We start from the raw sequence: 14,237 nt of genomic DNA on the forward strand, positions 1-14,237 counted from the left end.
TAAGTTTACGAAAAGGTATTGCATTACTCTCCTAAAACATGGCCAGGCTCTCTTAGTTTTTCCCCAAATTTAGAATTGAGCTTCCACATACCTTCTTGAGAGATTCCTGTATTGACAACATATATCTCATCGATTTCTTTTAAACCTAAAAGAAGTTTCAAAGATTCATCTGTAATATTAGGAGCATTAAAAATTGCCACACGGAAAATTTTGTTAGCTTTATTGATAAACAAACCAAGTTGATCATCTTTAATATCGCAGTTCTCGATTATTAATTCACCTAAAGAGATTTTCTCTAGGTTGCCCAATTCGTTAGAAGACACATGAGAAAATTTTAAATTCTTTAAACTCAAAGAGGAGAGCTTGTAAAAAACTGGTAGAAACTTAAACATTTTGTAATCTCTTTTACTTTCCCCGTCAATAGTGATGTGCGTCATATCAATAAGATCATCTTTTTTTATTGGATTGTAGCCTACTGATACGTAGTAATTATTAAGTTCTTGAAATAATATATCACCATCTTCCGAATTCGCATTGATTTCCTTTTTACAACTGGATAGGACAAGACCTAAAGCTATAAAATTTAATAGTATCAGTTTCAAGAAAAGTTTCATTATGGATTCCATCCTAAGTGTGTTGCGTAAGACGGAACGTCATACCCAGGTCGAGCTTTTTGACCCGGAGCGTCCCTAAATACTACGTGAGCATGAGGGCTTGGAGATTTCACGTATTTTTCTAAGTTGTCATAATCAAATCCATTCTTCGAAGAATTTTGCCCTAATTTACCGACGTAGTGATTTCCCGTGGTTCCTGCATATCCAAATATAGTTCCAGTTTTCAGAACTAACGGTGTATCTGGATTCATCGCAAAATGATCTTTGACATATTTCGGAATTTGATTCGCCATATGACCGATTTGCACTTCTCGATTAATTCCTTGCTTATCTTTAAACTGTATAACAGCCTTATTCCCAGCAGTCACATCTTTATCCCAAGATTTTAATTTAAACGTTCCATCATGGGTATCAAAAATCGAATATGGAGTTAAATTCTTGGCCATAAGGTCTGCTTGACCATTTTGTTTACCTTCATTTGCGGTGTGCATCCTTGATCCTTTTTGCCAATCCACTGAGTCGATTTTTGCGTTTGCTGCATCCTTATTATTCAAAGCATGCAATACCTCTGAATTAAGCCCTTTTGCTTCAAACTGTTTAAAAATTCCGCCTGTCTGAGTATTAATTGTATGGCCATTTGCCAAATTCATAATTGGGTCACCATTTGCATTATACGATACCTTAGCTTTTATTCCATTAATGGTAAATTCTTCACCGGCCTTAGAATTGCTGCTTAGTTTCGTCTCACTCGTCATTGCCAAATCATTTCCATTCTGAATTCGATGCGCTTCTTCCGGGGTCGCCGCTCTGTAGTAAACGTCTCCGTTCGAGTCCGCAACTCTCACTCTCATATTACCGTCGCGATCATAGTAATGACTTTCGTCTCCTCCGTTGGAATGACTCGTTACCCCGTCTTCTCCTTCTTTTCTGGTCGCAGCATATCCTGCACCGTCTAACACCGATTTTCCGCTTTCTTGATTATTTTTTTCCTGAGCAGCCTTCGATTCCGCATGAGCTTGCGCATCCAGAATCGCTGTCGCCTGTTCCTTACTCAAACCTTTCGATTGAAGCTCTTCCAGCTCTCCTTGTTTCGAAACAAAGTCCGCCTTCCAGCTATCCATCAAATAATTCGTATTTGCTTGAAAACCACCGGACTGACTCCAGTTGCCCGCGTTTACACCGCCAGACGCGTTAAGTGCCGCGGACACTCCATCTCTTTGAGAAAAACTTAATGTTCCTCCGGCTCCTTTCATTTGGTTTGCGAGTGAGTTCTTCGGTTTGTCTTTGTCTCCCGGGGCTTCGTATCCGATGTTTCCTCCCACGCCGCCTTTCTCGCTCCAACTGATTCCGCCATTCAATCCGTTGCTGAAACTTTTACTCAAGCTCGCAACGAATCCGTCTCCTTCGCTGTAACTCAAAGCAAATCCGGTTCCGCTACTTTGGGAAGTAAATCCAGCGCTTCCGCTCACACTTCCCGTCTTAGAATTGTAACTTAATCCCGCATTAAATCCCGCTTTCGTTAAACCGACATCTACCGATGTTCCGCCTCTTTCGGAGATTCCAACGCTCACTGTAGCGGGTCCGTATCCGACTCCGACACTCGCTCCAAATCCGTTCTCTGCGGAATAGCTCAGTCCTACGTTAACCGCTCCACCCGTAAAACTTTTCACTGCGGCTCCCGCAGCTCCTCCGACTGCGCCAACTAACGCCCCCTTCAATCCTCCGCTGGCTGCTCCCGTCGCAGCTCCGATTCCGGCGCCTACGGCCATCATTACCATTAGAGAGGCTCCACCGGTAAAGGGTGCGGCCGCCACTGCTACCACCGTTGTCACCATCTGGAACTCTTGGCTTTGATACCATTGTTCCTTTGGTTTGTTCATCTTCTCCATCTGATTCGAGATCATCCAAGCGGGAATCCCGGTCGCTTTCGAAATTGCGTTTACCGTCTCGTCTTTCACATACGCCTTCACCGCGTCTTTCATGCTCGAACCGCCGACGAGCGCTCCGACGAGTGACGCGGGTAAGCCCGTTGCTTCCGCTACTGCTCCCGTTATGCGGCTTTGCACTTCCGACTTCACTGCTTGCGTAAATCTCTGGCCCATGCTTCCAGACCCGCCATTCATCCCATTCAAGATTGTAAATAGAAATCCCTTGCTTTCCTTTTCCGCGTCATTTGCCTTGGCTTGTTTCTCGATTCGAGCTTGGATATCTTCTTTGTAGATTTCATACTTCTGGTTTACGGTCGCTAACTGACTCTCTGCGTTTTGATTTCCCACTAACTTCAAGTTGAAGTTGTATCCTAAGTTCGAGATATTAAATCCGGATGTGACAATCAAATACTGCATTCCGTAGCTTACTTCTACCGGTATCCCTTTCACACTCACCGAGCCTTTTAACTCTCTACTTCCGCCAAACACTGTGTCGTCGATATTTGCTCCCTCGTACATCGACTTCCCGATCTTCTTCATCTCTCCGCTTTCGTCTTTGAAACTTTCTTGATTAAAGTTGTATTTGGATCCTTGTTCGTGGTAGCCCTTTAATCCTCCCATTTCTCCTGAAAATGCCTTCTTCAAATCTTCAGGCAACGCTTGAAAGGAGGCTAATATGTTCGTCTTACTCTCTTTGTAGAGTTCCTTCTTGTAATCTTGGATCTCTTGATTTTGTGCGTATTCTTCTTTGATCTCGTTTGTCTTGTCGCTAAATTGTGCGAACATTTGTTCCACGTTCTTTTGAAGGTTGTCGATGTAATTTTTAATCCCAATCGCCATTTCCGCGTTGAATCTTGTGGAATTCGGGTTCATCATATCCACGCTCAAGTTTCCAGGATTGAACTTCGTCTCAATTCGTATATATTGATATTCTAAATTCGGAGAATAACTTGTTTCCTTCATCGCGCTTCCGCCGATTTCGATTTCCCCGCTGTAGATCTGTCTGTAGGCGGAAATTCCTTCTCCGTCCGTTCTAAATCCGTAGCCCGCTTCTCGGAGATACTTGTATTGGTCTCCATTTGTGAGGGCTTCGAGGAGTGTCTTTTGCAAACTCTCGCTTCTTTCTTCGTTGTCTTTTTGGAGTTTCTTCGCGTAGTCGTCTAAGTATTTTGACACTGCGCTGTTTGCCGCTAGGTTGATCGCTTGGCTGCTTCCTTGTAACAATGTTTGCAAATTGGAAAGATCGTTCTGATTCGTTACAAGCGAATTCATATGAGAAAGTAATTCATTCACTTTCTCTTGCTTCTCTGCAAGTTCTTTCTCTTGTGCTTGGATGTATTGAGCAACTCCGTTGTTGGATATCTCTTGCGGTAAACTACTTTGGATGCTTGCAATCATTTCTTGCAATCCGTCTAACAGTCCTTCACCGATGTTTTTCTCTGCTAGCTCTTTAGATTGCACCAAGAGTCTCTCCACTCGTTCTTTGTTCTCTTCTCCTTGTTTGTTCAAGTTAGAAGCCGTCTGAATCATTCCTTGGATTTGATTGTAGCTTTCTCCTTCCGCGATAATCCCCGCGACTTGATTCTTTCCTTCTTGAATCTGTTTGCCTATTTGCGTCGTATTCTGAAAGTTTTTACTGAGCAGTGTATCTCTGTAACTTAAGAACGAATTTTTCGTAAAGGTAAGCCCCCGGTTATCCACTTCACTTGTAATCTCTTCTCCCAAGTTGTAGTATTTCTTTTTCAAGAATCCTACTGCGTTGTTCTTTTCTCTCACCGCATATCCGGTGTAAAGTGCGGCTTCGTCGAACTTCGCTTCACTCTTGGCCTTCTCCGCTAACTCTTGATATCTTTCGGATTTTTCAAAAAATTCGTTTGCTGTTTTTAAATATGTGATCTCTTCATCGACTACTTCCGCTTGTAACGTTGTTGCGACTGCAATGTCTGCTATCATGTCCCCATACAGGGCTTCTTTGGTTTGGCTTGTGTTGTTGCGACCGTTAAAGTTAAACCCTCCGTTGACTCCATTGATTTCATTTTGCCAAAAGCTTTGGTTTTGTCCGTTTGTTGCAATTTGATTTTGTAACGATTGCAACTCCGTATTGTCTACGATGTAGGCTCCGTTTCCATAGATCGTTTGGGCGAGAGCGTTGATCCGATTGCTTGCGCCAAGCTCCGCTGTTTTGTATGCCTCACTTCTTCCAAAAGAATCCGCTATGCTCGCTGAAAGATTCGCTCCTTGCTGATTCCAGCTTGTTTGATTTTGCAAGTTGGTAATGGCTTGTTGCATTACGTTTCCCGCAGCTGAATATTGGTATGTTTGATACAATCCCGTTGCTGCGTTGTAAAGCTGGTTTGTGTTTGTCTCCGAGTTTGTAATCTGGTTTTGGATTTGGTTTGCTTGCGGAATTGAGTTTGTTTGGTATTGAGTTTCTCCGTTAGGCGCTGTTACCGCTTGTTGCAGTGTATCCTTTGCTGACAAATACCAATTCAGTTCCGCTTGTTGGAAGACGGATTTCGTGTTCTCCCAGTTCTCTTGTCCCGTTCTAAATTGGCTGTTCGCGTTGTCTTGGCTTCCTTCAATTCCTGCCATTTGGTAGCCATACACTTCTGTTACCCACGCTCCTCGTGCCGCTTTCATCTGGTTGATTTGGTTGTCGTAGTTGGCGACCGTGGTTTGTTTCATTTGTTCCAGTTCTAACAGTTTGGCTTGGTATTCGTCTTCGTACTCGGCTGATCTTTCTTCCCAGTCTTTCAATGGATTCACAAGTGACAAGAACGTAGATGCGATACTACTAAACTGAGTTTTCATACTCGTCCAAAAGTTTTGATTCGCCTGCATTGCGATATCGATGTATTTGTATTTCGTTTGGACTTGTACTTGTTCGATCAACCCAAGAGAGTTATACCAATTCGAACTACTGAGCGCAGTTCCGCCTAACCACACTTTGGTTTCTAACGCGACATTGGATCCGGAAACCGCGTTCCCCGCTTGAGTGGATTGTCCAAATGCTATGTTGTAATTTCCGAATACTGCGTTTCGTATTTTTGTGTTCGTCGCTATCTGGTCTTTTTGTGCTTGGTTAAAGTTTTCAGTCACCGAAAGGGAATAACTTTGGTCGGTTATCCATTGTCTACTGTAACCGCACATGAAACCTCCTCCGCAATAATTCAAGTTCAAGGCGTAGGCGCCGGTTCCTCCAATGCAAGTTCCTCCGAGGTCCGTTCCGTTACAAGTCGCTATGTAATGACCTTCGCTGTAGTATCCGCTGCTATTGTTCGGGTTTACCGTATATGATTGAATCGGCGCATTAGATCCGTTAGGTCCGAAATCGGAACACGGAGACATCATCCAAACCCATGAACTCATCCAACCCGAAGCCTGAGACTGACAACTTTGGTATTGTTGATTCAGTTCCGCGTAAGCAGGATTCGTTACCGTATACGGATCAAAACTGCTTACAACGGTTCCTTGAAAGACTCCGTTTACAGCGGTCCATCCGTAGACGTTCCCGTCGTTTCCGTATGTCACCGCTTGCGATCCTGTCGGTTGGTAGTTGCACCAGCCTCCGCCTCCGTATGTGTTGTTGCAGCTCAGAGTTGCAGTCGCCACTTCTTTTTTAAACTCTAAGACTTGCGTCGCATACGTCTCTTGCCATTTTGTAATGTTCCAGTAGTCCGCTTTTGCGGTTGCGCTTGCGATCTGACTTTGGAAAAAGTTTCCCAATGTTTGCGCTAACGTTCCCAAAGATGCGTTTGTATTCAATGCGTCTTGCAAGTCGTCTAACAATTCGTCCATATCTCCAAACACAGATGTCAAGCTCGCATCGCCGGATGCGTTTGCTTTCAATTGATTTTCTTGAGAGCGGATATTCGTAATCGTACTTTGCAGCGCGCCTCTCATTTGATTCTGTGCGTTGGTGATGATTTGTTTGTTCGCCAGCCATTGCGCTTTGGTTTGTTCGATTCCGTTGAGATACGTTAGTTTGTCATTCTCAAGTCCTGTGATCGATTGATTCCATTGTAAGATTCCGTTCTGGATCGCATTCAAGGAATTCTGTTCCCAAGTGTTTTGTTTGGTTAACAGATCTTGCCACTTTGTATCCCAAACTTGAACTCCTTGGTAATAGCTTTGTGCCGCTTGTGCCGGGTTTGTATTTTGTGTAACCGGTGTGGTTGTCGCTGCTTGCACAGTCGGGTTGATCGTTTGCACCGAATTCGTGTTCGTCGATGTTACGTTGCTTCCTGTGTTTTGGGAAAGTATCGCTAAAAAGATTTGCAGTTCCGCTTGGATGTATGCGTTCGCGTCCGCTACCCATTGGCTTTTGGCCTGTTGTTTTTGTAGTTCTAACTGAGCCCTCACCGCATCTTTGTAGACGTTCACGTTATTCACCGCGTCTGAGTTATTTACTCCTCCGACGATCGATTCTATTTCCGCGTTCACTTCCGTTTCCCAGGCGGCTTCCAACACTTGTTCTCCGTTTGTCACCGTATTCAGAAAACTTCCCGAGTCCGTCGCTCCCGCTTTGGCTGCGTCCACGTAGGGTTTGAGTTCGTCATTGGCAAACTGTTTGGTACTGCCTAACGTGGGTACGCTTTGCGCGTTCAAAGGACTGAATTCGGAAGACAAAAGACTAAAAAGCGCAAACGGTATGACAAAGGATATATGAAACGCGATGATCGTTACCAAACTCACGATCTTAGTGGTCAGGGAATAGGGGTTAGATTTCAGGTGGGAAAGGGAAAGCCTTCCCCTCGCTTCATACCGAGCTTGCTGTTTCTCTAATTTAGAAATGTCTAATCGTTTATTCAAGCTCGGTATTACTCTACCCCTTCGCCGGGCTACTTCTTTGTGTTTCATCCCCGGAGCCCTATCTCGCGATCCGTAGAGAGTGAGATTGAGTTCTTTCTCTCCCGACTCATAGGGAGAGCTTCTCTGAGTTAGGGCGTTTTACTGGGTTTAGGAAAATAGTATATTTCCGTTTTAGAATTCGCATTGAAAGTTCGCTTTGTTCTCGAAAGTCATTCATTTGCTCGAACAAGATTGCAAAACTTTGTGATTTATGTCAATTATTATATCACTGATAAATAACAAAAATTAGACGATCATTCAAAAAAGATTCAATTTGTGATGTATATATAACGATATATTCACAGGAGGAGCGGGCGACTCAACATAATTCCACATCCGACTTCATCTATTTCCGCTGTATCCGTATTTAATCGAGGTTAATGGTTGTTTTACGAAATCTCTATTCTGCTCAATCTGGTGCTGATTCTTTATGTTATCAAAAAAATTGGAGCAGAATCAAAAAATTCCATTCAAATCTTATTTCTAAAATCACAACTCTCAGCTTACAAACGAAAACGAAAAAAATTCCATACAAAACCTTTCGAAAGATTGAAACTCGTCTTTCTTTCCTATCTCGATCCCAATTGGATCGAAAATCTAATTCTTGTTTCTCCACATACTCTTCTTGAATGGAGAAACAAAAAATTCAAAACATTCTGGGCTCTTCTTTCCCGTAGAAAGAAAACAGGAAGACCAAACATTCCTTGGAAAGTCATCAAACTCATTCGAAGAGTTGCTAAGGAAAACAAAATCTGGGGAGCTACAAAACTACACGGTCTTCTTCTAAAGCTCGACCATGATATTTGTGAAAGAACTGTTTCTAAGTATATTCCAAAACGTCCTCATAGCCCTAAAAAACGTCTTTCTTGGAAAGAATTCTATTCTCTGCATGCCGATTCTATGGTTGTTTCCGATACTCTTTCCGTTTACTCTTCCAATTTCAAAAAGATCTTTCGCGTCGTTTTTTTTCTTCACGTCGGCTCTAGACAAATTCTTCATTTTGATATTCATACAAACCCGACTACAAATTGGATGCGAAAGGTTTTGAAGTTTGCCGTTCGTAAGCAAATTCAAGCAGGAAAAACCTTTCATTATTTTCTTTCCGACAACGATTCCATTTTTGGGAAACGCTTTACCAAATACTTGGAAAGAATCGGCATCAAACACAAAAAAACCTCTCTTCGCTCTCCTTGACAGAACTGTTACGCGGAACGTTGGGTAAAGACATGTAGAAATGAATTTTTGGATTTCTTCATTCCTCTCAATCAGTATCATTTGGAAAAAAAACTGGAAGAGTTCATTCATTTTTACAATCATCATCGCACTCATTTAGCTTTGAACAAAGACAGTCCCGTTTCTTCTCCGGTTTTAATACGTCCTTCCGATGGGTCGGTAAAACTCGTTTCCACTCCCGTTCTCGGAGGTCTTTACCACATATATTCTTACGAAGACGTTGCCTAACCCACACTTGTTTCTAGTTTTCTTTTGTGCGCCGTTATTCGGAGAAAGATTCCCATGTCTTCCGTTTGATTTGTTTCTTTAATTCCTCTCTTCTTTCCGTATATTCCATATTTTGAATCTGTTTTATTCCAGTTTCAGCTCTCTTTTTTCTCAAATCCTTTCATTTTATCACATGCGTCTGCTATCTTGGATTCAACTTCTGTCATTTTAGTTTTTGCGAGACTCACCCTTAAAGTCGTCGCTCAATATACCATTTCAATATTCTCTCATTTGAATATTTTTCAAAACACAATTCATTTCCTACCAATTTCAAACTGGATAATCTTACAATTACCACTCTTGTTACATGATAAGGTTATTGAATATATATAGTTTCCATAATCAATGCTAATTCTTCCAGTTCCTCCTTTATCCATAGTGAAGGAATCAAAAATCTCAACATTTGGATTCATAAAGGCTTCTCGAAAGGAAACGATTCCAGGAAAAGTTTCCTGGAATTCTTTCTGCATCACTTCGTTTTTAAAAATTAAATCTTTAGCGCTCTCTTTAATTCCATCTTTTAAAAAGTCTTTTCTTTTAGGAGGAGCGCCGTGATCCGAACCGTCCGGAAGTGAAATATACCATTCATCAATTTCGAAACCATACGTCGTATCCAAAAACAACATCAATTCTTCCGGTTTGTTCTCTCTTAATATTTTTACAATCTGCTGAGTAATTGGATGTGCATTTTGTAATGAAACTGGGCTTACTTTTTTCGTTTTCATTTCTTCCTCCTTTGGCTCCTGTTTGCAAAAACAGGAAATAAAAATCAAAAATATTAAAATACTCTTGTACATTGTTTTCATTATATTCTCCTTAATTTTCTCCTCGCATCCATTTGTAGATATCACTACGCGAAGCATTTTTATCCTTTTTTAGCCATTCCTTCGTAACTTCCACATGCAAATGGGCTCCATCCGACAATCCTACTTTTTCATTTGTTCTACCTAAATACGTTCCTGCTGAAAATATCTTTCCCTTACCGTCATAGATCGCTTGGTTGATTTGATTAAAATGTTTCAAATTCAATTGGCCCACCGCATTGTTATTAGAATCCAATACGGATATTTGAATTCGAGAACCGCTTACTTTTTCGCCGACAAACACACCGTCCACTCTAAAGTTTGCATTCGGGCCATGCCAACTAAGATTGTTACCCGAATGTTTTCCATTTAAATCCACCTTACTCAGAGTATCACGGCCGTTGTAATGGGCTTTGTCTCTGAAATCCGTCATATTCGTCCATTGACTTGTATCTCGTCCAAAGTCTCCGGATACTATTTGGATTTTTACAGGATCATCCGTTGCATTCGGAGCACCTTGAACTGTAGAGTTACTTCCACCATAATCTACCGTATGTACTATGTTCGGATTGTGGATCGCATCTACATTTCCTGAGGTTGAATGCGTTACAGGTTTACTTCCGCCTGTGACGCGATCCCACAAATTGCTCGCTCCACTCACAACCGCATTATAAGCATTTGTAAAGAACCCAGTGCTTTGAGTCGGATGCGTAGTTTGTGTAGCGACTTGACTGTTGTTAGCCGCTTTGGCGTTACGATAATCGTTTACAAACTTTTCAAGACCACTCGTATCGTAACCGGCTGCTTTCAAACCGGCAATACTTGCATCCGTTTGTGCCGGGCTTTCCTTTCTCCAGTCTGCTTTGAATTCGGCAACATCGGCCGCACTGAGTTGACGACCTCCAGTCGGTTTTCCATCCGGATCAAAAGAACCCGATGACGCTAACGTCTGCCCCGGATCATGTGAAGACGGCGCTCCATGAGCCGGAGTGGGGCCATCGTCATCGCCAAACCCGATTACTCCATGACTTCCGTCTTCTCCTTCTCTTCTCGTGCTCGCAAAACCAAATCCGTCTAACACCGATTTTCCGCTTTCCTGATTATTTTTTTCCTGAGCAGCCTTCGATTCCGCATGAGCTTGCGCATCCAGAACCGCATGCGCCTGCTCCTCACTAAAACCTTGCAATTTAAGTTCTTCAATCTCCCCTTGTTTCGAAACAAAGTCGGCCTTCCATTTGTCTGCCAAGTAATTGCAACCCATTGCAAATCTAACTCAAAAACCCAGTTTTCCCAGAGCATTCCTCGATCCGAAGCGTTTTAGCCCTTAGTAAACTTCCACCCTTAAAAAAAATCCCCTAAGACCGTTTTTGAAAATACACACAAAAATTTCCTTTAGAACACTTTGAGAATATTCAATTTCCTTCATGTTCTTTCCAAAAAAAACGGAAAAAAACGAAGGATTTTTTAGGATTTCACTTCTAAATTCCGGAAGAATTGGAGATTCAATTTCCAAGTTTAAGCGTTTCACTTTAGCAAAGTTAAGAATTGCGGAAAATTGCGGATTTCTTCAGAGATTTTAAACATACGAGCAAGAGTCTTGCTCGAAACGGATTCCTTGAGAAATCAAAGCAAGAGAGTGAACTTTTGATCGGTAAGAGTCAAAGCTCGAACTAAGAACCAAAAGACGGCCCTCAAAGTCAGTTTCATCGCCTCCAATTCGTATCTTGCCAGGATTCAACGATTCGTACGAGTGTTTTGCGTTTCCGCAATACGAAAACGTTCTTTAGGGCTCGAACAAGTCTCACACAGGACCCAAACAAGACCTGAATGGGACCACTTTGAAAATCACAGAGCTCGAATAGAACCCGTTTGCAAAAGCATAGAGCCCGAACAAGTCCCGTTTGAAATGCGATAAAACCACAATCAAGGCCGGTTTGCGTTCATTCACGCTCCTTTTTTCTCCTTTAGGTTAAAGACAAGTTAAGGATAAGCGAAGAACAAGACAACGACAGGCAAGTTTAGGTTAAAGATAGGTGAAGCACAGGCAAACTTAGGTGAATGATAGGATAACGACAGGTTAAGGACAGGACAATCTTAGAAACTAAAAACCGGCTCTTGAACTAGGGTTTCAGGAGAACACTTCTTCAAAACAAGGCGGCCACTCCCTTTTTAGTCGTGAAACGAAAATCCTTTCGGGTGAAATTGAAATCCATGTTAGTAAATGCTAGTGTTTTCCCGAACCCGCGATTTCATTTTTAAGCCTTCCACCTTCTTTTCGATGGATAAGCTCAAAATTCTTCAAACGAACTAAGTTTCCATTGAGAGTTCACTCAAAAAAGAGAGAAAAGTAAGCTTGCCCATCTGGAAAAACCTCATATCGTTCATTTTGATTTTCAATCTCATATGACCAGCAGGGGGGTAGTTACTCTCCCCCTCCCGCCCGACGTTTCCGTCGGGTTTCGTCTTTAGAGGGAAAAAGTCCAAAGATCGTCTTTTAAAAGTTTAGAGGCTCCAAGGAAAGGAGCGCAATGTATAATGGCGGGTCGTTCGATGCTTTCCTCTTGAAATCAAGAAAGCGATTGTGGGAAAGTTTCTTTCTGACTCCAATCTTCGGCAACTCGTTTTTTCAGAAAGCAGCGTTTTAGGGCTCGCACAAGTCCCGTTTTTCGTACTTTTTTCTTCTTCGGCAAGAGTTCTTTAATTCTACCTTCTTCCGGTTTTTTTCCCGGTTTTTTCCAATACAATCAAGATCCTTCCGTTAAACCGAAATCAACTCTCAACCATTATTGTGGAATTCTGTTCCGTGAATTCGATTTTAACATTGTGCCACTTTGTGCCGATATCATTGAATTAATACGGGCTTTCGTTTTCTCTTCCGCTTGTATCCCGAAATCTTTTCGTGATTGGGATTTCCAAAATATTACAGCTAAAGAGGGAAGCTTTCCAGCAATCCTTGTGAATGAAAGAATATCGTAACTTGCTCATCTCTCATACGGTTTGAAAATCTTAAGTCCGGGAAATGCTTTGTAATGTTTTACGTTAAATGTATAGAGATGCTTTTTGTATTGAAGCGACGTCTCACCAATCAAACAATCGATAAAGCCAATTCCATGTTTGAATTTGCTACTCTTCAATACCGATAAAGCGTTCTGAATTTCTTTTTCTCCTAACCATAATACTTCAAAGAGGGAAACGAATTTCTCCAATCTCTGTAAATCCTTAGAATTCCTGCAACCCTCAACCAACTCGAAATAAGAATAACCGGAAATGAAAATCGGTTCCTCAATAGAATGTAACCAGTTAATCGCTTTCTCATAACCGCGCAAATAATCGATCAATATATCCGAATCAATCAGCATTGCGGCTTGCTAACTTCTTTCTTAATTCCCTCGAATACGAAAGTCCGTCCGTTATCCCGCGATCCGACCAAATTCCAGCCAAATTCAATTTCTCTAATTCTTTACCCGTGTGCTTGCGCGTTTTTAATGGCTGTGTTTCCTTTTCTTCGATGAAGGTTACGAGCACCTTTCCGTCGTGCACCTGAACCTTTTCGTCTAATACGATCTTACCCTTTTTAATTGTCCCGCTTACCGTTAACATATCCTTTCATTCCAAGTTTCATTTTTCTCTTTGTCCAATCCTTTTTTGGGCTTCCTAATTTCAGTTAAATTAAGGGGAATTTCAAGTGAGGAAATTCGAGGAAAAACGAGGAAAAAATCGCACTTTCTGAAATCCGGAAATCAAGGTGAAAAACGCACCTCGGGAGGGTGTCGGCCCGATTGTATATAACTCATTCATTGTCTTTCGTTCTCATTCGTCCGGTAAACGAAGTCTAAGTTTGTTAATCGATGCCGTGATGATCGCTCCCGATAACAATTCTTTTTCGTGTAATTTCAACACGTACCTACTTACTCTCGTCTGTTCCTTGCTCGACAAATTAACCAATCGTATGATTCCGCAATGTGGAAGTTTCCGAAATACGGCAAGTTCTCCAAAGTCCTTGTCTAAGGTTATTAATATTCTTTTTTCATCATATGCCATTTTGAGAATTTCCTCGTCTCCAGGATCTTTTGTGAAATCGCCGGACCAAACCGTGTCTATTCCCAAAGTTTTAAGTTCCTTCGCCACCCCTCCCCAGACACAAGTATCCAAAAATACTTTCATGCAACTTGGATTGTCTCTTGCGGGATATTCTCTATTCTTTCATGCCCGATCATTCGATACGCATACACAAGACAGGCTTGGATGTCGTCCGATTCCAACCAGGGATATCCTTGTAATATCGTTTCTTTCGTATCTCCCGCAGCAAGCATTCCAAGTATATGTTCCACAGCCAAACGCCTACCGCGTAGGATCGGTTTGCCTCCGAATATTTCCGGATTGAATGTGATTCTCTCTAATAGTCTGTCTTGATCCATGTCTTGTATTCTGCTTTTTTTCATCGGCTCCGTCCAACCCTTTTTTGGGCTTCCTAATTTCAGTTAATTTCAAGTGAGGAAAACGAAGGAAAAGTGAGTGAAAAATCGGCTGTTTTTTTCCTC

Annotated in this window: 7 protein-coding genes and 2 pseudogenes; 1 reads left to right on the forward strand and 8 read right to left on the reverse strand. The window is 42.0% G+C overall.

Features of this window, described 5'->3' with window-relative positions; translation table 11 throughout:
• Nucleotides 1-23: 23 nt before the first annotated feature.
• Nucleotides 24-614, reverse strand: a complete 591-nt coding sequence (locus tag FHG67_RS01865; protein WP_004495672.1) for a hypothetical protein — start codon at nt 612-614, stop codon at nt 24-26.
• Complete coding sequence (locus FHG67_RS01870) at nt 614-7,354, reverse strand: hypothetical protein (RefSeq protein WP_338034405.1); 6,741 nt, start codon at nt 7,352-7,354, stop codon at nt 614-616. The genes FHG67_RS01865 and FHG67_RS01870 overlap by 1 nt, the downstream gene beginning before the upstream one ends.
• Nucleotides 7,355-7,777: 423 nt before the next feature.
• Between FHG67_RS01870 and FHG67_RS01880 the strand changes: the two are divergent.
• Nucleotides 7,778-8,854: pseudogene (locus FHG67_RS01880) on the forward strand (transposase).
• Between the two features lie 293 nt (nt 8,855-9,147).
• Here the strand turns inward: FHG67_RS01880 and FHG67_RS01890 are convergent.
• The 6 genes and pseudogenes from FHG67_RS01890 to FHG67_RS01915 all read right to left on the reverse strand — a co-directional run bounded on the left by FHG67_RS01890 (nt 9,148) and on the right by FHG67_RS01915 (nt 14,138).
• Entirely contained in the window at nt 9,148-9,699 is a 552-nt protein-coding gene (locus tag FHG67_RS01890) for a hypothetical protein (RefSeq protein ID WP_142499893.1), read from the reverse strand.
• Nucleotides 9,700-9,709: 10 nt separating this feature from the next.
• Nucleotides 9,710-10,948, reverse strand: a pseudogene (locus FHG67_RS01895) (hypothetical protein); the annotation flags it as partial.
• A 1,729-nt stretch (nt 10,949-12,677) separates the two neighbouring features.
• A complete protein-coding gene (locus FHG67_RS01900) occupies nt 12,678-13,055 on the reverse strand; it encodes a type II toxin-antitoxin system VapC family toxin (protein WP_061216635.1) in 378 nt (125 codons plus the stop codon).
• Nucleotides 13,045-13,296: a hypothetical protein gene (locus tag FHG67_RS01905; protein ID WP_004499098.1), complete on the reverse strand. Its 252-nt coding sequence runs from the start codon at nt 13,294-13,296 to the stop codon at nt 13,045-13,047. The genes FHG67_RS01900 and FHG67_RS01905 overlap by 11 nt, the downstream gene beginning before the upstream one ends.
• Before the next feature lie 210 nt (nt 13,297-13,506).
• Complete coding sequence (locus FHG67_RS01910; RefSeq protein WP_142499610.1) at nt 13,507-13,860, reverse strand: DUF5615 family PIN-like protein; 354 nt, start codon at nt 13,858-13,860, stop codon at nt 13,507-13,509.
• A complete protein-coding gene (locus FHG67_RS01915; RefSeq protein ID WP_244947473.1) occupies nt 13,857-14,138 on the reverse strand; it encodes a DUF433 domain-containing protein in 282 nt (93 codons plus the stop codon). Before FHG67_RS01915 ends, FHG67_RS01910 begins: the two co-directional genes overlap by 4 nt.
• Nucleotides 14,139-14,237 lie beyond the last annotated feature (99 nt).

Source organism: Leptospira weilii, from assembly GCF_006874765.1.
GTDB classification, from domain to species: Bacteria; Spirochaetota; Leptospiria; order Leptospirales; family Leptospiraceae; genus Leptospira; species Leptospira weilii.

Excerpts from the sequence above, each read along its gene's own strand:
- FHG67_RS01865 (WP_004495672.1), bottom strand. The coding sequence starts at position 614 with ATGAAACTTTTCTTGAAACTGATACTATTAAATTTTATAGCTTTAGGT.
- FHG67_RS01890 (WP_142499893.1), bottom strand. The coding sequence starts at position 9,699 with ATGAAAACAATGTACAAGAGTATTTTAATATTTTTGATTTTTATTTCC.
- FHG67_RS01900 (WP_061216635.1), bottom strand. The coding sequence starts at position 13,055 with ATGCTGATTGATTCGGATATATTGATCGATTATTTGCGCGGTTATGAG.
- FHG67_RS01905 (WP_004499098.1), bottom strand. The coding sequence starts at position 13,296 with ATGTTAACGGTAAGCGGGACAATTAAAAAGGGTAAGATCGTATTAGAC.
- FHG67_RS01910 (WP_142499610.1), bottom strand. The coding sequence starts at position 13,860 with ATGAAAGTATTTTTGGATACTTGTGTCTGGGGAGGGGTGGCGAAGGAA.
- FHG67_RS01915 (WP_244947473.1), bottom strand. The coding sequence starts at position 14,138 with ATGAAAAAAAGCAGAATACAAGACATGGATCAAGACAGACTATTAGAG.